Consider the following 21,506-nt stretch of genomic DNA (forward strand, 5'->3'; position numbering starts at 1 on the left):
GCACAGCGGCCCCGGCGATGTTAAGGCATACTACTGCCCTCCCCGGCCACCACCTCACCCTCCCTCATGCGCATCCACGTCAGCTTCATCGACCGCGTCGGCATCACCCAGGAAGTCCTCGCCCTGCTCGGTGCCCGCAACCTCAACCTGGACGCCGTGGAGATGGTCCCGCCGAACGTCTACATCGACGCCCCCACCCTTAGCCCCGCCGTGCTCGAAGAACTGCACGACGCGCTCTTCGAGGTGCATGGCGTGCAATCGGTGGACGTGGTCGACATCCTTCCTGGCCAACGCCGCCACCTGCAACTGGATGCCCTGCTGGCCGCCATGAGCGACCCGGTGCTGGCGGTGGACAGCGCCGGGCTGGTGCTGCTGGCCAACCCAGCGCTGATCGAACTGTGTGGCCGCGAATCCGCCGGGCGCTCGGTGGGCGAACTGTTTGGCGACCCGGCGCTGCTGCAAGCCCTGCTGGACAATAACTTCCACCTGCCCATGCGCGAGATGCAGCTGAACGGCCAGAGCCTGCTGCTGGACGCCATGCCGATCACCAACGCCGGTGGCCTGCTGACGCTGTACCCACCTTCACGCATGGGCGAACGCCTGTCAGCCTTGCACCACGACCACGCCGAAGGTTTCGATGCCCTGCTCGGCGAGTCACCGGCCATCCGCACCCTCAAGGCCCGCGCCCTGCGCGTGGCGGCGCTCGATGCGCCATTGCTGGTGCATGGCGAAACCGGCACCGGCAAAGAACTGGTAGCCCGCGCCTGCCATGCCATCAGCAGCCGCCACGCAGCACCGTTCCTGGCCCTGAACTGTGCCGCGCTGCCCGAGAGCCTGGCCGAGAGCGAGCTGTTCGGTTATGCCCCTGGCGCCTTCACCGGCGCGCAACGGGGCGGCAAGCCCGGGCTGATGGAACTGGCCAACCAGGGCACGGTGTTCCTCGATGAAATTGGCGAAATGTCGCCATACCTGCAGGCCAAACTGCTGCGCTTTCTCAGTGACGGCAGCTTCCGCCGGGTGGGCGGTGACCGCGAAGTGAAGGTGGATGTGCGCATCATCAGCGCCACCCACCGCGACCTGGAACGCATGGTTGCCGACGGCAGCTTCCGCGAAGACCTGTTCTACCGCTTGAACGTGCTCAACCTGCAGGTACCGCCACTGCGCGACCGGGGCCAGGATATCCTGATGCTGGCGCATTTCTTCATGCAGCAAGCCTGCACGCAGATTCAACGCCCGCCCTGCCGATTGACGCCAGCCACCCATTCGGCGCTGCTGGCCAACCCTTGGCCGGGCAATGTACGCCAACTGCAGAACGTGATTTTCCGCGCAGCGGCTATCTGTGAGGGCAACCTGGTGGACATCGGCGACCTGGACATCGCCGGTACTTCGGTGGCACGTGGGCTGGATGGCGACGTAGCCAGCCTGGAGCAGGCCGTGGGTGACTTCGAGCGTGAGCTGTTGCAGCGCTTGTATGCCAGCTACCCGTCGACGCGGCAGTTAGCCGGGCGTTTGCAAACTTCGCATACCGCTATTGCCCAGCGACTGCGTAAATATGGAATACCCGGAAAAGCCTGATACTTGTCGTCAAAACTTACCGCTGATTCAGATTTTTCCTAGCCGCTCAGCCGCAATTGACTGGAGTACTCGCCGTAGAATGGTGACATTGTAATTTTGCATGTCACCCTGAGCGAAGAGTACCCTGATGTTTGAACTCGATTTTTACGGGACACTTGTAGCCGCCTCCTTGGTACTGCTACTGGGGCGCGGTCTGGTCGCACGTATTGGCTTTCTGCGCGCTTACAATATTCCGGAGCCTGTGGCAGGTGGTTTGGTCGTTGCGCTGGCACTCTTGGCATTGCGCAGTTTCGATGTACAGGTCCAGTTTGATACCTCGTTGCAAGCACCGTTGATGCTGGCGTTCTTCGCCACCATCGGTTTGAGTGCAGACTTTGCCAGCCTGAAGAAGGGCGGACGCGTGGTTACTGTGTTCCTGCTGGTGGTGACGGGCTTGCTGCTGGTTCAGAACGCCATGGGTATCGGGCTGGCAACGGCATTGGGGCTCGACCCACTGATGGGCCTGCTGGCCGGTTCGATCACCTTGTCTGGTGGCCACGGCACTGGCGCTGCCTGGAGCGCGACCTTCACTGAAAAGTTTGGCTTGGCTTCGGCCTCGGAACTTGCACTTGCCTCTGCCACGTTCGGCCTGGTGTTGGGCGGTTTGATTGGTGGCCCGGTTGCCCGGCTGCTGATCAAGCGCGTCAAAACACCGGGTGTGGAAGAAGAAGTGCCGCAGTTACCCAAGGGCTTTGAGCAGCCGGACAAAGAGCGGTTGATTACATCGTTTTCATTTATCGAAACCTTGGCTCTTATTGCCGTCAGCTTACTGGCCGGCACATTACTTAATAGCCTGTTGAAAGGTACGGCATTCGAACTACCGACATTCGTTTGCGTACTCTTCGTGGGCGTATTGCTGCGCAACGGCCTTTCGGCGTTCGGTTTTTATCATGTCTTCGAACGGGAAGTCTCGGTACTGGGCAACGTCAGTCTGTCGCTGTTCCTGGCGATTGCCTTGATGTCACTCAAACTGTGGGACCTGGCAGCACTGGCCTTGCCGTTCTTCATACTGCTGGCTGCGCAGACATTGGTCATGGCACTGTTTGCGATCTTCGTGACATTCCGAGTCATGGGCCGCAACTATGATGCAGCCGTGCTGGCCGCGGGGCACTGTGGCTTCGGCCTGGGTGCAACACCCACGGCGATTGCCAACATGCAAGCGGTGACCCAACGCTACGGCGCCTCGCACATCGCCTTCCTGGTGGTGCCGATGGTGGGTGCGTTCTTCATCGACATCATCAACGTGATCGTGATCAAACTGTACCTGGCATTGCCATTTATCACTGGCTAAACCCACCGGCAAGTCCCGGGCATGGCTAGCCCGGGACCGGCGCATGCCCGGGTTCAGGGACGAACCGCTGTCACTTCGATCTCGACACGCCAGGCAGGGTCGGCCAGGCCTGCAATCTGGAACGCCGAGCGTGCAGGAAGGACTGGCTGCCTGGCGGCTGGCCCGAAGAATTGGGTATAGCCGGCCATGAAACCGTCGAAGTCCATTTTCCCGCCGTTCTCCGGGCCGCCCACCAGGAACACCTGCATCTTCACCACATCGGCAAGACCAAGGCCCAGTTCTTTCAGCTGCTGCTGGATGTTTCCAAGCACATTGATGGTTTGTGCCTTGGTATCACCATAGGCTTCCAGCGAACCCTTGGGTGCGTCAGGGTGAATAACCGACGGGACAGAACCACTCAGGTAGACAACCGTCTTCCCGGCAGGCACCTCTACAGCCGACGAGATAGGGAAACTACCTGCGCCATGGCGCACGATTTCTTGTGCATGAACGCTCCCGGCACCCGCGAGTGCCACGGCCATTGCTGCGGTCGTTAAAGCCACTTTCATACTGTTCTCCTGATGATTGCCAAAAATGTGCACGCATCGATGCTGCGCGCACGGGTCATTCCATTGCGCCTTGTGTGCTTAGAACCGATACAGGCTGAAGGGTTTGGGGTCCAGCACCGGCGCCTTTCCAAGCAGCAAGTCCGCCGACAGTTCGGACGACACCGGGCTTTCGGTCATACCCCAACCGGTTGCGGTGTTGAGGACCAGCCCCGGGTACTCATTGACCTGCGAAATGATGGGGTTTTCGTCGGGAGCGATGGCCATCGCACCGCTCCACTGATCGATCAGCTTCGCATCGCTGAACGCGGGGAACTCGACCTTGAGTTTTTCCAGTGAGGCATTCAGTTCCGGCAGGTCCGGCGCTGCGGTCATCAGCCGGTTTTTCTCGAAAGGCGAAACCTCGTCCAGCTTCCAGTGCGTTGGCTGAATGAACGAATCGATCAGTTGCTTGTTGAGTGAAATGTGCACCGGGAAGTCGGGGATGGCCAGCAGGGGCAGGTACTTATAGCCATACATGAACGACTCTTTGACCACCGGGGCAACGACGACGCGTGGCGAGGTGGCGTATGTGCCGTCAGCCTGCTCACGGAAGTAGATATTCCCCGGCAATGCAACGTTGCCCCCGGGTGCACGGGGTGCCGCGCTGATGATTTGCTGGGACTGGTAGGCGGGCAAGGTAGGCACATCGACGCCCAGGTTCTGCATGAACAGCCGGGACCATGCGCCGCCCGCCACGATCACGCGAGACGCCCTGATGGCGCCCTTTTCCGTGACCACGTCGGAGATGGCACCTGCGTGGGTTTCCAGGCCCCTGGCCGCGCAGTGGGTGTAGATCCGCACACCCACTTTCTTGGCATACTCGGCCATGACGAACGATGCACGCTCGGCATCCAGGCTACCGGAGTCTTCCTCGAAGCCTGCGACCGTCCAGCGCGAGGATGCACCGCGCAGGCGCTGTTCAAGTTCACTGCCTTGAATGATTCGCGTCTTGAAAGGAATGTCCGCGCCGACTTCCCGCGTTTTGACATCGATCCACTTTCTGACGCCTTCCAGGTCTTCTTCATCGAAAGGTACTTCGACCCGACCTTGTGTGCGGTAACTTGTGTCCGCCCCCACTTTGGCATTCATCTCTCGCCAACGTTGCTTGGCAAGATGGTGCAACTGGAATGTCGCATCAGGCATCTTGTAGGTCATGACCTGGCCATAGAACCTGCAAGACTGTTCGCCGGCAACTTCACCTTTTTCAACGACAACGACCGAGAGGCCGCGCTCGACAAGGTTGATTGCAGTCATGAGCCCCAGAATACCAGCGCCAACAACCACTACGTCTGCCTGCTTGGGAAGCGCCCCCTCGGTGCCTGCGACATAACCAAACCGCGGTTTGCCGGGAATCAATCGGCCTTCCCGGGTCAACAAAGGGGTCAGAACCCCTGCGCCGCCTGCGATCGCCAAAACGCCGCCGCCAATCAAAAATTTACGCCTCGTCATTCCCATGACACTTTCCCTTCCTGATATTCGGTGCTGGTTGCATGAGCCCGGGCAGCAAGGCACATGCTTGGCCGACAGCCGAATTACCAACTTGTGGTTATTGCTTCAGGCTAACGGCCCACATGAAAGGTGGCCATTCTGGTGACGCGCAATAGGCGGGAAAATCGTTGGGGGCAAATACTTAGTTCAGCCATTTGAAAACTATCACGCAGGTGACATAAATAGTTGATATGGCGACACCCTATAGGTGCAAGAAGAAAGCTCGCAAAGTTTCGCAAGTATCGAACTTGTTTGATTCATTTCCGGCTTGGCAACAACTGAACCGCCTCAAGGTACCGTATAGATTTCGATACACCGTAACGAAATCAGTACACATCCGTTCGAGTGCTATTGCGCAAGGGTTTGATCCCCAAACCCTTTTTCATGCACAACCTTCTGTAGCGTTTTCGTTCCAAACCAACAAACAGCCATCCCATAAAAATAAATAAGGTATTGTTTTTAAAGGATTTTCCTCTATTGGCCGCATTATTGCTAAGGGAAAGCACCCCAAGAGCGCGGAGCCACCGCGCCCAACGCCCTGCTTCCCGAGGATTCCCCATGAGCGAGTTGCGTTTCACTGAAGATCACGAATGGCTGCGCGTCGAAGTCGATGGCAGCGTCACCGTGGGCATCACCGCCTACGCCCAAAACGCCCTTGGCGATGTGGTTTTCGTGCAACTGCCAGAGTTGCAGCCGTATGAGAAAGGCAGCGAAGCGTCCACAGTCGAGTCGGTAAAAGCCGCCAGCGGCGTCTATATGCCCCTGACCGGTGAAGTGGTTGAGGTCAACGGCCAACTCGAAGAAAGCCCGGAACTGGTCAACGAAGACCCGATGGGCGAAGGCTGGTTCTTCCGCTTCATCCCTGCCGACGCCAGCGCCGTAACCGCCCTGCTCGACCAGGACGCCTACGACCGCCTGCTCAAAGCCAACGACGACGCCTGAGGAACCCCGCCATGACCATCCACCTCGGCACCGCCAACGAATTCATCGCCCGCCACATCGGCCCGCGCGCCGCTGACGAGCAGGCCATGCTCGCCGCCCTGGGCTTCGACTCGCTGGAAGCCATGACCGCTGCGGTCATCCCTGACAGCATCAAGGGCACCAGCGTGCTCGGTTCGCACGACGGCCAGAGCGAAGCCGACGCGCTCGCCGCGCTCAAGGCCATCGCCGGCAAGAACCAACTGTTCAAGAGCTACATTGGCCAGGGCTACTACAACACCCACACCCCGGCACCGATCCTGCGCAACCTGCTGGAAAACCCGGCCTGGTACACCGCTTACACCCCATACCAGCCAGAAATTTCCCAAGGCCGCCTGGAAGCGCTGCTGAACTTCCAGACCCTGATCAGCGACCTCACCGGCCTGCCGATCGCAAACGCCTCCCTGCTCGACGAAGCCACTGCAGCGGCCGAGGCCATGACCTTCTGCAAACGCCTGTCGAAGAACAAGGCCAGCCACGCCTTCTTCGCCTCCGTACACTGCCACCCGCAAACCCTCGACGTGCTGCGCACCCGTGCCGAGCCGCTGGGTATCGAAGTCGTGATCGGCGATGAGCGCGAACTGGGCGATGTCAGCGCCTTCTTCGGCGCCCTGCTGCAATACCCGGCCAGCAACGGTGACGTGTTCGACTACCGTGACGTGGTACAGCGCTTCCACGCAGCCAACGCCTTGGTTGCCGTGGCCGCTGACCTGCTGGCCCTGACCCTGCTGACCCCGCCGGGCGAGTTCGATGCCGACGTGGCCATCGGCAGCGCTCAGCGCTTCGGCGTGCCACTGGGCTTTGGTGGCCCGCACGCGGCTTACTTCGCCACCCGTGACGCCTTCAAGCGCGACATGCCGGGCCGCCTGGTCGGCGTATCGATCGACCGCTTCGGCAAGACCGCCCTGCGCCTGGCCATGCAAACCCGCGAGCAGCATATCCGCCGCGAAAAGGCCACCAGCAACATCTGCACCGCCCAGGTGCTGCTGGCCAACATTGCCAGCATGTTCGCCGTGTACCACGGCCCGGCCGGCCTCAAGCGCATTGCCGAGCGCACCCACGCCCTGACCGCGATCCTGGCCGCCGGCCTGAAAACGTTGGGCGTGCAGGTAGTGGGCGCCAGCGCCTTCGACACCCTGACCCTGGCCACCGGCGCTGCAACCGCCAGCCTGCATGACAAGGCCCGCGCCCAAGGCATCAACCTGCGCCAGGTCGACGCCACCCACCTGGGCCTGTCGCTGGACGAAACCAGCAGCCAGGCTGACGTCGAGTCGCTGTGGCAACTGTTCGCTGGCGACCAGGCTCAACCAGACTTCGCCGCGCTAGCCGCCAGCACCGGTTCGCTGTTGCCTACCGCCCTGCTGCGCCAGTCGGCGATCCTCGAACACCCGGTGTTCAACCGCTACCACAGCGAAACCGAGCTGATGCGCTACCTGCGCCGCCTGGCCGACAAGGACCTGGCGCTGGACCGCAGCATGATACCGCTGGGCTCGTGCACCATGAAACTGAACGCCGCCAGCGAGATGATCCCGGTCACCTGGGCCGAGTTCGGCAACCTGCACCCGTTCGCCCCGGCCGAGCAGAGCCAGGGCTACCTGCAGATGACCACCGAGCTGGAAGCCATGCTGTGCGCCGCTACTGGCTATGACGCCGTATCGCTGCAGCCCAACGCCGGCTCCCAGGGCGAGTACGCAGGCCTGCTGGCCATCCGTGCCTACCACCGCAGCCGTGGCGAAAGCCACCGCGACATCTGCCTGATCCCGTCGTCGGCCCACGGCACCAACCCTGCCACCGCCCACATGGCCGGCATGCGCGTGGTGGTTACCGCTTGTGACGCACGCGGCAACGTCGACGTAGAAGACCTGCGCGCCAAGGCCATCGAGCACCGCGAGCGCCTGGCCGCGATCATGATCACCTACCCGTCGACCCACGGCGTGTTCGAGGAAGCGATCGGCGAAATCTGCGCGATCATCCACGACAACGGTGGCCAGGTGTACATCGACGGCGCCAACATGAACGCCATGGTCGGCCTGTGCGCCCCGGGCAAGTTCGGCGGCGACGTGTCCCACCTGAACCTGCACAAGACCTTCTGCATCCCGCACGGCGGTGGCGGCCCGGGCGTTGGCCCGATTGGCGTCAAGTCGCACCTGGCGCCGTTCCTGCCAGGCCACGCGCAGCTTGAAAACACCGAAGGGGCCGTATGCGCCGCGCCGTTCGGCAGCGCCAGCATCCTGCCGATCACCTGGATGTACATCCGCATGATGGGCGGTGCCGGCCTCAAGCGTGCCTCGCAGATGGCAATCCTCAACGCCAACTACATCGCCCGCCGCCTGGAAGAGCACTATCCTGTTCTGTATACCGGCGGCAATGGCCTGGTGGCCCACGAGTGCATCCTCGACCTGCGCCCGCTGAAGGACACCAGCGGCATCAGCGTCGACGACGTGGCCAAGCGCCTGATCGACTTTGGCTTCCACGCCCCGACCATGTCCTTCCCGGTGGCGGGCACGCTGATGATCGAACCGACCGAAAGCGAGTCCAAGGAAGAACTGGACCGCTTCTGCAACGCGATGATCCAGATCCGCGAAGAAATCCGTGCGGTCGAAAACGGTAGCCTGGACAAGGACGACAACCCGCTGAAAAACGCCCCGCACACCGCGGCCGAGCTGGTTGGCGAATGGGCCCACGGCTACAGCCGCGAGCAGGCGGTCTACCCGCTGCCAAGCCTGGTGGAAGCCAAGTACTGGCCGCCAGTGGGTCGGGTCGACAACGTGTTCGGCGACCGCAACCTGGTGTGCGCCTGCCCGTCGATCGAGAGCTATCAGGACGCCTGATGCAGTCGGGAACCATGGGGCTGCTGCGCAGCCCTTTCGCGGCACAAGGCCGCTCCTATACGGGCGGCGCTGTCCTGTAGGAGCGGCCTTGTGCCGCGAAAGGGCCGCAAAGCGGCCCCAAGGTTTGCAGGAGGAACATCCATGTCACTGAGCGTCTTCGACCTGTTCAAGATCGGCATCGGCCCCTCCAGTTCGCACACGGTCGGCCCGATGCGCGCCGCCGCGCGGTTCGCTGAAGGGCTGCGCCGTGACGGCTTGCTCGCCCGCACGGCCAGCGTCAAAGCCGAGTTGTATGGCTCACTGGGCGCCACCGGCAAGGGCCACGGCAGTGACAAGGCGGTGCTGCTGGGCCTTGAAGGCGAACAGCCGGACATTATCGACACCGAAAGCATCCCCGCCCGCCTGCAGGCCATCCGCGACAGTGGCCACATCAACCTGCTGGGCGAGCACAGCATTGCGTTCATTGAAAAACAGCATGTGGCAATGATCCGCAAGCCGCTGGACTACCATCCCAACGGCATGATCTTTCGCGCGTTCGACGACGCCGGCCTGCAAATCCGCAGCCGCGAGTATTACTCGGTGGGCGGCGGATTCGTGGTCGACGAGGACGCCGCCGGCCACGACCGCATCGTCGAGGACAGCACCGTGCTGCCCTACCCGTTCAAGACCGCCAAGGAACTGCTCGGCCATTGCACCACGCAAAACCTGTCGATAAGCCAAGTGATGCTGGCCAACGAGGCCGCCTGGCGCCCAGAGGCAGAAACCCGCGCCGGGCTGCTGCGCATCTGGCAGGTGATGCAGGATTGCGTTGAAGCGGGCTGCCAGCATGAAGGCATATTGCCGGGCGGGCTCAAGGTCAAGCGGCGGGCGCCCGCGTTGTACCGCCAACTGAGCCGCCACCCGGAAGCCAGCCTGCGCGATGCCCTGTCGGTGCTCGACTGGGTCAACCTCTACGCCTTGGCCGTGAACGAAGAAAACGCCTACGGCGGGCGCGTGGTCACCGCACCCACCAATGGGGCGGCAGGTATCGTCCCGGCAGTATTGCACTATTACATGCGCTTCGTGCCGGGCGCCAGCGAGGACGGGGTGGTGCGTTTTCTGCTCACCGCTGCGGCCATCGGCATCCTGTACAAGGAAAACGCCTCCATCTCTGGCGCGGAAGTGGGCTGTCAGGGCGAGGTCGGCGTGGCCTGCTCGATGGCTGCCGGCGCGTTATGCGAGGTGATGGGTGGCAGCGTGCAGCAGGTGGAGAACGCTGCAGAAATCGGTATGGAGCATAACCTGGGCCTGACCTGCGACCCGATCGGCGGGCTGGTCCAGGTGCCGTGCATCGAGCGCAATGCCATGGGCTCGGTGAAGGCAATCAACGCGGTGCGCATGGCCTTGCGCGGCGACGGGCAACATTACGTGTCGCTCGACAAGGTCATCCGCACCATGCGCCAGACCGGCGCCGACATGAAAAGCAAATACAAAGAGACCGCCCGTGGCGGCCTGGCCGTCAACATCATCGAATGTTGACCCGACAACAACACCAAGGAGTCACCGATGTCCGAAACACTGCTCAAGACCCCACTGCACGCCCTGCACCTGGAACTGGGTGCCCGCATGGTGCCGTTCGCCGGCTACGACATGCCGGTGCAGTACCCGCTGGGCGTGCTCAAGGAACACTTGCACACCCGCGAGCAGGCCGGCCTGTTCGACGTTTCGCACATGGGCCAGATCATCCTGCGCGGCGCTGATGCCGCCAAGGCCCTGGAAAGCCTGGTACCCGTGGACATCATCGACCTCCCGGCAGGCATGCAGCGCTATGCCATGTTCACCAACGAGCAGGGCGGCATCCTCGACGACCTGATGGTGGCCAACCTGGGTGACGACACGCTGTTCCTGGTGGTCAACGCCGCCTGCAAGGACCAGGACCTGGCCCACCTGCGAAAACACATCGGCAACCGTTGCGAAGTGCAGCCGCTGTTCGAGCAACGTGCCCTGCTGGCCCTGCAAGGCCCAGCTGCGGTCAAGGTGCTGGAACGCCTGGCCCCGGAAGTGGCCGGCATGACCTTCATGCAGTTCCGCCCGGTGAAGCTGCTGGGCGAAGACTGCTTCGTCAGCCGCTCGGGCTACACCGGCGAAGATGGCTACGAAATCTCGGTTCCGGCACAAGCCGCCGAAGCCCTGGCCCGTCGTCTGCTGGCCGAGCCGGAGGTACAGCCGATTGGCCTGGGCGCTCGCGACTCGCTTCGCCTGGAAGCCGGCCTGTGCCTGTATGGCCACGACATGAATGCCGAGACCACCCCGGTCGAGGCCAGCCTGCTGTGGGCGATTTCCAAGGTGCGCCGTGCCGACGGTGCACGTGCCGCCGGGTTCCCGGGTGCCGAGGCCATCTATGCCCAGCAGCGCGATGGCGTGGCACGCAAGCGCGTCGGGCTGCTACCGCAAGAACGTACGCCCGTTCGTGAAGGCGCGGATATTGTCGATGCAAACGATAAACCGGTCGGCAAAGTCTGCAGCGGCGGCTTTGGCCCGACACTCGGCGCACCTGTAGCAATGGGTTATATCGATAGTGAACATGCTGCAGTCGACACCCCGCTGTTTGCCGTGGTGCGGGGCAAGAAGGTTGCCTTGAAAGTCAGCAAAATGCCTTTCGTGGCACAACGTTACTACCGTGGTTGAAACAGCTTTGTGAAGGTTACGGGCAGGTTCCACATATTCGTTTTCGAACCTGCTCAATAACTTTTGAACATGGCGCCAGGCCAGGCGCCATGCCGTTTCCGTCAAATCGGTCGGTTATCGGCAAACGGCTGATTTTCCATACGACCAAGGGCTTGTTTTTCGCTCGGGAGTTGGCGTAGAGTCACTGCACTGTGTTTGCATGGGTCGCAACAGTTCGTGACCTGGGCCAGTAGCCGAGATTTGCTACAACCCGTTCGACGTCTCTTACTTTCCTGCAACCCAGCCCAGTACTCTTTCGCTTACAAACAAGTGCGAAAGAAACTGTCATCAAAATTCAAGCTTCATAGGAAATAAGACAATGGCTGAGCGTCAGAACGGTACCGTCAAGTGGTTCAATGACGAAAAAGGTTACGGCTTCATCACCCCCGAAAGCGGTCCGGATCTGTTCGTGCACTTCCGCGCTATCGAAGGCAACGGCTTCAAGAGCCTGAAAGAAGGCCAGAAGGTTACCTTCGAAGCAGTCCAGGGCCAGAAAGGCATGCAGGCTGACAAAGTTCAGGTCGCCGGTTAAGCCGAACCCGACTTCGAGAAAAGCCCCTGCCAAGTGCAGGGGCTTTTTTTTGCCCGTAGAATAGCGGCTTCGTCTTCTGGAGCCGTCCCGCATGTCCAAGCCTCTGCTCACCCCTCAGGGAGATTTTCCACCGGTCGGCCTGGGCCGGCGCCTGGCGGCGATGTTCTACGACTTTTTACTGTGCACGGCCCTGCTGATCGTGACCGCTGGCGCTTACAAGATGATCCAGATGGCGATCATCGGCGAGGCACGCATGCGCGAGCTGACCGAGGCTGGGGCACTGGATGGCGACCCTCTGCTGTCGACGGTGCTGCTGTTCGCCCTCTTCGGCTTCTTTGCCAAGTTCTGGACCCATGGCGGGCAGACCCTGGGCATGCAGGTATGGGGTGTGCGAGTGCAGAACGCCGATGGTTCGGCCATCAGCCTGTGGCAGGCGCTGTTGCGCTTTGTGGTGTCGATTGCTTCGTGGCTGTGCCTGGGGTTGGGTTTCTTCTGGGTGTTAATCGACAAGCGCAAGCGGGGCTGGCATGACATCTATTCAGAGAGCCAGCTGGTGCGGGTGCCGAAGCAGAAGAAATGAGCACAGGTTAACACCCATGAAAAAGCCGACCCTAAGGTCGGCTTTCTTGTGCAGCTCAGGCCATCAACCCGCCCGGCGCAACAACCACACACCGGCCAAGGCACAAATGCCCGCCGGAATCACCACCGCCAGCAGCGGCGGGAAGCCAAACACCTGGCTAGATGGCCCCAGCAAGTCCTGGCCGATGCGGAACACGAAGCCCACCAGCACACCGGTGAACACGCGCTGCCCGAGGGTTACCGAGCGCAGCGGGCCGAAGATGAAGGAAATTGCCATCAGCACCAGTGCCGCAGTCACCATCGGCTGCAGTACCTTGGTCCAGAACGCCAGCCAGTAGCGGGCATTGTTCAAACCCTGGTCAGACAGGTAGTGGATGTAGTCCCACAGCCCGGTAATCGACAGCGATTCCGGCGCCAGGATCACGGTATTGAGCAGTTCTGGCGTGAGCGAAACGTCCCAGCGCTCTTGCGGCGCGCTGACGACTTCGGTGTGGTCACCACGGAAATAGGTGGTGCGCACGTCGGCGAGCAGCCAGTGGTCGTTCTGGTACTGGGCACGGCGGGCGAAGCTCGACGTGACGATCTTGCGCTCGTTGTCGAAGCGGTAACGGGTCACCCCCAGCAGCAGGCCGTTAGGCTGCACGGCGTTGATGTGCACGTACTCTTCACCCTGACGGTGCCACATACCGCGCTTGGAGCTTTGCGCCTCACCCCCGCCTTGGGCCAGCGAGCGGTCGGCCTGGGCCTTGTTCTCGGTCACCGGTGCCACGTATTCACCGATCAGCACGCCGACCAGCATCAGTACCAGCATCGGCTTCATCACCGCCCAGACGATACGGCCGATGGAAACGCCGGCCGCACGCATGATGGTCAGCTCGCTGCTGCTGGCCAGGCTGCCCAGGCCGATCAGGCAGCCGATCAGTGCCGCCATCGGCAGCATTTCGTACAGCCGCCGCGGTGCGGTGAGCAGGACGAAGTTGCCAGCCTCCATCACAGTATAGGTATCACTCAGGTCGCTCATCTCATCGATGAAGGCGAACAGCGAAGCCAGGCCGAGGATGATCCCCAGCACAGCCAGGATGGCCAGCAGCACGCTCTGGCCGATATAGCGGTCGAGCTTAGCCATGGGCCACCTCCGCACGACGGGCAGCGCGCTTGAGGCGCAGCGGCTCCCAGTACATCAGCCCCAGGCCGATCAGCAGGAACAGACCGTGGACCCACCACATGCCCAGGCCGATCGGAAGTTTGCCCTTCTCGAGGGCACCGCGTACGGAAATCAGCATTGTCAGGTAGGCCATGTACAGAAGAATTGCCGGCAGCAGCTTGAGGAAGCGGCCCTGACGCGGGTTGACCCGGGACAGTGGCACCGCCAGCAGGGTGACGACGAACACCAGGATCGGCAGCGACAACCGCCATTGCAACTCGGCACGCTCACGCAGGCCCTTCTTGCCGATCAACTCGGAGGTAGGGATGGCTTCACGTTCGGTGACTTCCTCGCTGACTTCCGGCTTGGGCAGCAGCACGCCATAGGTGTCGTACTTGATGGCGCGGTAGTCGGCCTGGCCCGGGTTACCGTCGTAGCGGTAACCGTTTTCCAGCACCAGATAGCGGTTGCCGTCGGCCTGGATTTCCTGGTGACCCTTTTCCGCGACCAGCACCGACGGCGCGCGGTCCTTGGTTTTGTCCTGGTTGAAGCGCTTCTCCGAAATGAACACCCCGGCCAGGTTGATGCGGTCATCCGACAGCTGCTCGGTATAGGTGACCCGCGAGCCGTCACGCAACGTCTGGAAGCGGCCAGGCACCAGGGTGTCGAACTCGGTCAGCGCGTCTTGCTGGGCGATGATCTGCTGCACCTGGGCCACGCCCAGCGGTGCAAGGCTCAGGCTCAGCCAGGCCACCAGCAGGGCGACCAGGGCGGCCGGCACCATGGTCAGGCCCAACAGGCGCTGCTGGCTCATGCCGGTGGCCGACAACACGGTCATCTCGCTCTCCAGGTACAGGCGCCCGTAAGCCAGGAGAATACCGAGGAACAGCCCCAGCGGCAGGATCAATTGCAGGAAACCCGGCAACCGGAAGCCCATGATCAGGAACAGCACGCCCGGGTCGAGCACGCCCTGGGCAGCCTGGGCCAGGTACTTGATGAAGCGCCCGCTCATGATGATCACCAGCAGCACAGCGCTGACGGCGCTCAAGGTCACCAGGACCTCGCGGGACAGATAACGAAAGACGATCAAACCAGACACTCCTGGGTTGTCAGGGCGGACTGCCATGCAATGGCGCCAAACAATGACTTAGTACATCCAAGACCAATGCCGGTTCGCCAAAGGCGAACCTCCATGTAAAGTGCGCGCATTATCCTGTGATTGACCGCCCCTGTCACTTGGCCGCGCATGAACGCGCATAACGGGGTTGTCAGCACGCTTGCCGCAGGCTCAAACTGGCAGCTTTTCCGCTGGCGCGCCACTAAGCGGCCAGGCCCGTCCAGAGCGCTGGCACACACAGCGCCATTCGTATCGATCATTCGGGGATCCTGACATGGAACTGGTTGTAAAAAGCGTAGCTGCTGCATCCGTAAAAACCGCCACACTGGTCATTCCGGTAGGTGAAAACCGCAAGCTCGGTGCTGTGGCCAAGGCTGTCGACCTGGCCAGCGAGGGTGCCATTAGCGCCGTGCTCAAGCGCGGCGACCTGGCCGGCAAGCCGGGCCAGACCCTGCTGCTGCAGAACCTTGCGGGCCTGAAGGCCGAGCGCGTGCTGCTGGTAGGCAGTGGCAAGGATGAAGCCCTGGGCGACCGCGCCTGGCGCAAGCTGGTTGCCAGCGTGGCCGGCGTACTCAAGGGCCTGAACGGTGCCGATGCAGTGCTGGCCCTGGACGATGTGGCGGTCAACAACCGCGACGCCCATTACGGTAAATACCGCCTGCTGGCCGAAACCCTGCTCGACGGCGAATACGTCTTCGACCGTTTCAAGAGCCAGAAGGCCGAGCCGCGCGCCCTGAAAAAGGTCACCCTGTTGGCCGACAAGGCCGGGCAGGCCGAAGTCGAGCGTGCGGTCAAACACGCCAGCGCCATCGCCACCGGTATGGCTTTCACCCGCGACCTGGGCAACCTGCCGCCTAACCTCTGCCACCCAAGCTTCCTGGCAGAGCAGGCCAAGGACCTGGGCAAGGCGCACAAGGCGCTGAAGGTCGAGGTGCTGGACGAGAAGAAGATCAAGGACCTGGGCATGGGTGCGTTCTATGCCGTGGGCCAAGGCAGCGACCAGCCTCCACGCCTGATCGTGCTGAATTACCAGGGCGGCAAAAAGGCCGACAAGCCATTCGTGCTGGTCGGTAAAGGCATCACCTTCGACACCGGCGGCATCAGCCTCAAGCCAGGCGCCGGCATGGACGAAATGAAATACGACATGTGTGGCGCCGCCAGTGTGTTCGGAACCCTGCGTGCCGTGCTGGAACTGCAGCTGCCAATCAACCTCGTGTGCCTGCTGGCCTGCGCCGAAAACATGCCGAGCGGCGGTGCCACCCGCCCAGGTGACATCGTCACCACCATGAGCGGCCAGACCGTGGAAATTCTCAACACCGACGCCGAAGGCCGCCTGGTGCTGTGCGACACCCTGACCTACGCCGAGCGCTTCAAGCCGCAGGCGGTGATCGACATCGCCACCCTGACCGGCGCCTGCATCGTCGCCCTGGGCAGCCACACCTCCGGCCTGATGGGCAACAACGACGACCTGGTGGACCAGTTGCTCGACGCCGGCAAGCGCGCCGACGACCGTGCCTGGCAGCTGCCGCTGTTCGACGAATACCAGGAGCAGCTGGACAGCCCGTTCGCCGACATGGGCAACATCGGCGGGCCGAAGGCCGGCACCATCACCGCGGGTTGCTTCCTGTCGCGCTTCGCCAAGGCCTACAACTGGGCGCACATGGACATCGCCGGTACCGCCTGGGTCAGTGGCGGCAAGGACAAAGGCGCCACCGGCCGCCCAGTGCCTCTGCTGACCCAGTACCTGCTGGACCGCGCTGGCGCGTGACGCCGTGAGGCCGGTGGCGCCTTGTGCGCCACTGGCCGGCGATTCTCACCATGAGCAAAGTCGACTTCTACATCTTGCCCACCGACTCGCTGTCGGCGCGGCTGGATTTCGCCTGCAAGCTGTGCGAAAAGGCCTGGCGCCTCGGCCACCGGGTCTACCTGCACTGCCAGGACGCGGAACAGCGCAGCGAGCTGGACCAACGCTTGTGGCGCTTCAAGGGCGAGGCGTTCGTGCCCCACGACCTGGCCGAGGTGCATGCCGATGCCGGCGTGGCGTTGGGCTTGGCAGACAGCGCGGGCGAGCACCGCGACTTGCTGATCAACCTGGGCGCCAGCGTGCCGGGCTTTGTCGGCCAGTTCGAGCGGGTGGCCGAAATCGTGGTCGAGGAGCCTGGCATCCGCCAATCGGCCCGAGAGCGATTCCGTTTCTACCGCGAACAGGGCTATGCTCTGCAAGACCACCGCTTACAGCGACTTTGACGACGATGGACAAGCCCTCCCCTTTGCCCGACTCCGCCCATCTGCTCGATGACCTCGAGTCAATCCGACAGCTGCTTGGCGACGCCGACCTGCAACCGCCGCTGCTGACCGAAACGGTGGAGCAGATTCCGTTGCTGCTTGACGAACCTGCCGGCAACCCTGCACCGGTTGCCGAACCGGTGGCTGCCGAACCCGAGGACGACCCGCAAACCCGCCGCCAGGACACCCTGCTGCACCTGGAGAGCGAACTGCGTGCGGCCGCGCAGATGATCATGCAGGACGTGATCAACGACTTCACCCCGCACATCGAGAACGAGATCAAGCGCCGGCTGGATGCGCGGATCGAGCGGTTGATCAAGCGTTCGGAGTAAGCCTGAATTTCGGCGGTGCCCGCGAAGCAGGCGCCGCCGCACTGCCAGATAGCAGCAGCTTGTCGCCTGCGGCCCCCACCTTGGTTATACTTCCCGGCTTTCCCGAATAAATGCACAGGGTCCCGCCGCGCATGGATAAGACCTACCAGCCGCACGCCATCGAAACTTCCTGGTACAACACCTGGGAGTCCGAGAACTATTTCGCCCCACAAGGTGCAGGCGAGTCCTACACCATCATGATCCCGCCGCCGAACGTGACCGGCAGCCTGCACATGGGCCATGGATTCAACAACGCGATCATGGACGCCCTGATCCGTTTCCGCCGCATGCAAGGCCGCGACACCCTGTGGCAGCCAGGCACCGACCACGCCGGTATCGCCACGCAGATGCTGGTCGAGCGCCAGCTCGAAGCCAAAGGCCAGAACCGTCATGACCTGGGCCGCGAGAAGTTCCTGGAAAAGGTCTGGGAATGGAAGGACCAGTCCGGTGGCAACATCAGCCGCCAGATCCGCCGCCTGGGCTCCTCGGTAGACTGGAGCCGCGAGCGCTTCACCATGGACGACGGCCTCTCCGAAGCCGTTAAAGAAGCGTTCGTGCGCCTGCATGAAGATGGCCTTATCTACCGTGGCAAGCGCCTGGTCAACTGGGATACCAAGCTGCACACGGCCATCTCTGACCTCGAAGTGGAAAACCACGACGAAAAAGGCCACCTGTGGAACCTGCGCTACCCGCTGGCCGACGGCGCCAAGACCGCCGAAGGCAACGACTACCTGGTGGTTGCCACCACCCGTCCGGAAACCCTGCTGGGTGACGCGGCCGTTGCGGTCAACCCGAACGACGAACGCTACCAGGCACTGATCGGCAAGTTCGTCGAACTGCCGCTGGTTGGTCGCCGCATCCCGATCATCGCCGACGACTACTGCGACCCAGCGTTTGGTACCGGCTGCGTGAAGATCACCCCGGCTCACGACTTCAACGACTACGAAGTCGGCAAGCGCCACAACCTGCCGCTGCTGAACATCTTCGACAAGAACGCCTTCGTGCTTGCCAGCGCCCAGGCCTTCAACCTCGACGGCAGCGTCAACGAGCAGGTTGATACCCGACTGCCTGCCCAATACGCCAACCTCGACCGCTTCGTCGCGCGCAAGCAGATCGTTGCCGACCTGGATGCCCAGGGCCTGCTGGTGAGCATCGACGACCACGCCCTGAAGGTGCCGAAAGGCGACCGTTCGGGCACCGTGATCGAGCCGTGGCTGACCGACCAGTGGTACGTCTCCACCAAGCCGCTGGCGGAACCTGCCATCGCCGCCGTGGAAGATGGCCGTATCCAGTTCGTGCCCAAGCAGTACGAGAACATGTACTTCTCCTGGATGCGTGACATCCAGGACTGGTGCATCAGCCGCCAGCTGTGGTGGGGCCACCGCATCCCGGCGTGGTACGACGAGGCCGGCCAGGTCTACGTTGGCCGCAACGAGGAAGAAGTGCGCGCCAAGCACAACCTGGGCGCCGACGTGGTCCTGCGCCAGGACGACGACGTGCTCGACACCTGGTTCAGCTCCGGCTTGTGGACCTTCTCCACCCTGGGCTGGCCGGAACAGACCGAGTTCCTCAAGAAGTTCCACTCCACCGATGTGCTGGTAACCGGCTTCGACATCATCTTCTTCTGGGTTGCGCGCATGATCATGCTGACCATGCACCTGATCAAGAACGAGGACGGCACCCCGCAGGTACCGTTCAAGACCGTGTACGTGCACGGTCTGGTACGTGACGGCCAAGGCCAGAAGATGTCCAAGTCCAAGGGCAACGTGCTGGACCCGCTGGACATCGTCGACGGCATCACCCTCGACGCCCTGCTGGAAAAACGCACCAGTGGCATGATGCAGCCCAAGCTGGCCGAGAAAATCGCCAAGCAGACCAAGGCCGAGTTCCCTGAAGGTATCGCCAGCTACGGCACCGACGCCCTGCGCTTCACCTTCTGCTCGCTGGCCTCGACAGGCCGCGACATCAAGTTCGACATGGGCCGCGTCGAAGGCTACCGCAACTTCTGCAACAAGATCTGGAACGCCGCCCGCTACGTGCTGGACAAGGGCGAGGACTGTGGCCAGAACGGCGAAGCTTACGAATTGTCGCTGGCTGACCGCTGGATCATCTCGCAGCTGCAGCGCACCGAAGCCGAAGTGACCCGCCAGCTGGAGCAGTTCCGCTTCGACCTGGCCAGCCAGGCGCTGTACGAGTTCATCTGGAACCAGTACTGCGACTGGTACCTGGAGCTGTCCAAGCCGGTACTGTGGGATGAAAACGCCCCGGTCGAGCGCGCTCGTGGTACCCGCCGCACCTTGGTGCGCGTGCTGGAAGTGGCGCTGCGCCTGGCGCACCCGTTCATGCCGTTCATTACCGAAGAAATCTGGCAGCGCATCGCGCCGCTGGCCGGTATCGAAGGCAAGACCATCATGCTGCAGCCGTGGCCGGTGGCCAATGAGGCACGCATCGACGCCGCCGCTGAAGGTGACATCGAGTGGCTCAAGGAATTGATGGTCGGCCTGCGCAACATCCGCGCCGAAATGAACATCGGCCCAGGCAAGCCGCTGCCGCTGTTCCTGAAGAACGCCAACGCCGACGACCAACGCCGCCTGCTGGAAAACGAAGCGCTGCTGAAGAAGCTGGCCAAGGTGGAGTCGTTCACCGTGCTGGGCGATGCCGACGAAGCGCCGCTGTCGGCCACCGCCCTGGTCGGTGACCTGCAAGTGCTGGTGCCAATGGCCGGCCTGATCGACAAGGATGCCGAGCTGGCGCGCCTGAACAAGGAAATCCAGCGCCTGCAAGGCGAAGTGGCACGCGTGGGTGGCAAGCTGTCCAACGCCGCCTTCGTCGACAAGGCTCCGCCTGCGGTGATCGAGAAGGAACGTGCCAAGCTGGCCGAGTCTGAACAGGCCCTGGCCAACTTCACCGAGCAGCATGCGCGCATCGCTGCGCTGTAAACCTCGGTAAATTCATCGCGGGCAACCCCGCTCCTACAGGTCAACGTAGGAGCGGGCTTGCCCGCGATGCTTTTCAGGACTCCACCATGATCCAGAAACCTACCCTGCACCCGCGCAACCGCCACCAGGGCCGCTACGACTTCCCTAGCCTGATCAAGGCCCACCCGGACCTTGCCCGCTTCACCATCACCAATCCCCACGGCAAACCGAGCATCGACTTCGCCAACCCTGAAGCCGTGCGCGTGTTCAACCGTGCCCTGCTCAAGGCCCAGTACGGCATCCAGCACTGGGATATCCCCGCCGACTACCTGTGCCCGCCCATCCCCGGCCGCGCCGACTACATTCACGTGGCCGCCGATCTGCTGGCCGAAGACAACGCCGGCGAGGCGCCAAAGGGTGCCAAGGTGCATGCACTGGATATCGGTGTGGGTGCCAACTGCATCTACCCACTGCTTGGGCACAGCGACTACCGCTGGCGCTTCCTGGGCTCGGACATCGACCCCGTGGCCCTGGCATCGGCCAAGGCCATCGTGCAGGCCAATGGGTTGGGCAAGGCCATCACCCTGCGCCAACAGACCAATCGCACGCACATCCTCAGCGGCCTGCTGCAGGATGACGAACGCTTCGACCTGACCCTGTGCAACCCGCCCTTCCATGCCTCACGCGAAGAAGCCACCCGTGGCAGCCAGCGCAAATGGAAGAACCTGGGCAAGCAAGACCCCAAGCGCAAGCTGCCTGTGCTCAACTTCGGTGGCCAGAACAATGAACTGTGGTGCGAGGGCGGCGAAATCCGCTTTGTCACCCAACTGGTCGGCGAGAGCGTGCAGTACGCCGAGCGGGTGCTGTGGTTCACCAGCCTGGTGTCCAAGGCCAGTAACTTGCCGGGCATCGAGACCGCACTGAAGAAGGCAGGCGCCAAGGCCGTACGCATCATCGAAATGGGCCAGGGGCAGAAACAGAGCCGCATGGTCGCCTGGAGCTTCCTTGACGATGCCGCGCGCCAGGCCTGGCACGCCCAGCGTAAATCACAGGCATGAAAAAAC

The 21,506-nt window shown here is 62.3% G+C and carries 17 protein-coding genes; 13 read left to right on the forward strand and 4 right to left on the reverse strand.

The genetic code is table 11. From position 1 onward, the window contains the following. Positions 1-66 precede the first annotated feature (66 nt). Entirely contained in the window at positions 67-1,575 is a 1,509-nt protein-coding gene (locus tag B9A31_RS17515) for a sigma-54-dependent transcriptional regulator (RefSeq protein ID WP_016713105.1), read from the forward strand. A 127-nt stretch (positions 1,576-1,702) separates the two neighbouring features. Continuing rightward, positions 1,703-2,905: a sodium/glutamate symporter gene (gene gltS / locus B9A31_RS17520; RefSeq protein ID WP_019098198.1), complete on the forward strand. Its 1,203-nt coding sequence runs from the start codon at positions 1,703-1,705 to the stop codon at positions 2,903-2,905. Positions 2,906-2,958: 53 nt separating this feature from the next. Here gltS and B9A31_RS17525 read toward each other — a convergent pair whose 3' ends face one another. Continuing rightward, positions 2,959-3,453, reverse strand: coding sequence for a RidA family protein (locus B9A31_RS17525; RefSeq protein ID WP_025753772.1), 495 nt, complete (start codon positions 3,451-3,453; stop codon positions 2,959-2,961). A gap of 78 nt (positions 3,454-3,531) precedes the next feature. Next, positions 3,532-4,947, reverse strand: coding sequence for an NAD(P)/FAD-dependent oxidoreductase (locus B9A31_RS17530; RefSeq protein ID WP_026020418.1), 1,416 nt, complete (start codon positions 4,945-4,947; stop codon positions 3,532-3,534). A 591-nt stretch (positions 4,948-5,538) separates the two neighbouring features. Here B9A31_RS17530 and gcvH point away from each other — a divergent pair. The 6 genes from gcvH to B9A31_RS17560 all read left to right on the forward strand — a co-directional run bounded on the left by gcvH (position 5,539) and on the right by B9A31_RS17560 (position 12,607). Beyond that, on the forward strand, positions 5,539-5,922 hold the full coding sequence (gcvH, locus tag B9A31_RS17535; RefSeq protein ID WP_084297177.1) for a glycine cleavage system protein GcvH: 384 nt from the start codon (positions 5,539-5,541) through the stop codon (positions 5,920-5,922). A gap of 11 nt (positions 5,923-5,933) precedes the next feature. Beyond that, on the forward strand, positions 5,934-8,789 hold the full coding sequence (gene gcvP / locus B9A31_RS17540) for an aminomethyl-transferring glycine dehydrogenase (protein ID WP_027609547.1): 2,856 nt from the start codon (positions 5,934-5,936) through the stop codon (positions 8,787-8,789). A gap of 141 nt (positions 8,790-8,930) precedes the next feature. Continuing rightward, entirely contained in the window at positions 8,931-10,307 is a 1,377-nt protein-coding gene (locus tag B9A31_RS17545) for an L-serine ammonia-lyase (RefSeq protein ID WP_019098193.1), read from the forward strand. Between the two features lie 27 nt (positions 10,308-10,334). After that, entirely contained in the window at positions 10,335-11,456 is a 1,122-nt protein-coding gene (gene gcvT / locus B9A31_RS17550) for a glycine cleavage system aminomethyltransferase GcvT (protein ID WP_025753775.1), read from the forward strand. Positions 11,457-11,814: 358 nt separating this feature from the next. After that, on the forward strand, positions 11,815-12,027 hold the full coding sequence (locus tag B9A31_RS17555) for a cold-shock protein (RefSeq protein WP_003257941.1): 213 nt from the start codon (positions 11,815-11,817) through the stop codon (positions 12,025-12,027). 91 nt (positions 12,028-12,118) lie between these two features. Continuing rightward, positions 12,119-12,607 carry an RDD family protein gene (locus tag B9A31_RS17560; RefSeq protein WP_009687037.1) on the forward strand — a complete coding sequence of 163 codons (489 nt, stop codon included), beginning with the start codon at positions 12,119-12,121 and terminating at the stop codon, positions 12,605-12,607. A 63-nt stretch (positions 12,608-12,670) separates the two neighbouring features. On the opposite strand, the gene lptG is transcribed toward B9A31_RS17560, so the two are convergent. Continuing rightward, positions 12,671-13,732, reverse strand: coding sequence for an LPS export ABC transporter permease LptG (gene lptG, locus B9A31_RS17565; RefSeq protein WP_025753776.1), 1,062 nt, complete (start codon positions 13,730-13,732; stop codon positions 12,671-12,673). Next, positions 13,725-14,840 (reverse strand): LPS export ABC transporter permease LptF, encoded by a 1,116-nt coding sequence (gene lptF / locus B9A31_RS17570; RefSeq protein ID WP_016713115.1) that lies wholly within the window; start codon positions 14,838-14,840, stop codon positions 13,725-13,727. The genes lptG and lptF overlap by 8 nt, the downstream gene beginning before the upstream one ends. 301 nt (positions 14,841-15,141) lie before the next feature. Here lptF and B9A31_RS17580 point away from each other — a divergent pair, with 301 nt between their 5' ends. From B9A31_RS17580 to rlmF, 5 genes are all read left to right on the forward strand, one after another. Next, positions 15,142-16,635, forward strand: a complete 1,494-nt coding sequence (locus B9A31_RS17580; protein WP_084297178.1) for a leucyl aminopeptidase — start codon at positions 15,142-15,144, stop codon at positions 16,633-16,635. Between the two features lie 50 nt (positions 16,636-16,685). Continuing rightward, positions 16,686-17,114 (forward strand): DNA polymerase III subunit chi, encoded by a 429-nt coding sequence (locus tag B9A31_RS17585; protein ID WP_019098191.1) that lies wholly within the window; start codon positions 16,686-16,688, stop codon positions 17,112-17,114. Between the two features lie 5 nt (positions 17,115-17,119). After that, positions 17,120-17,485: a hypothetical protein gene (locus B9A31_RS17590; RefSeq protein ID WP_016713119.1), complete on the forward strand. Its 366-nt coding sequence runs from the start codon at positions 17,120-17,122 to the stop codon at positions 17,483-17,485. A gap of 131 nt (positions 17,486-17,616) precedes the next feature. After that, positions 17,617-20,463 (forward strand): valine--tRNA ligase, encoded by a 2,847-nt coding sequence (locus B9A31_RS17595; RefSeq protein ID WP_019098190.1) that lies wholly within the window; start codon positions 17,617-17,619, stop codon positions 20,461-20,463. 86 nt (positions 20,464-20,549) lie between these two features. Beyond that, positions 20,550-21,500 carry a 23S rRNA (adenine(1618)-N(6))-methyltransferase RlmF gene (gene rlmF, locus B9A31_RS17600; RefSeq protein WP_019098189.1) on the forward strand — a complete coding sequence of 317 codons (951 nt, stop codon included), beginning with the start codon at positions 20,550-20,552 and terminating at the stop codon, positions 21,498-21,500. Positions 21,501-21,506: the final 6 nt, after the last annotated feature.

The organism is Pseudomonas sp. URIL14HWK12:I5, assembly GCF_900176445.1.
Lineage (GTDB): Bacteria > Pseudomonadota > Gammaproteobacteria > Pseudomonadales > Pseudomonadaceae > Aquipseudomonas > Aquipseudomonas monteilii.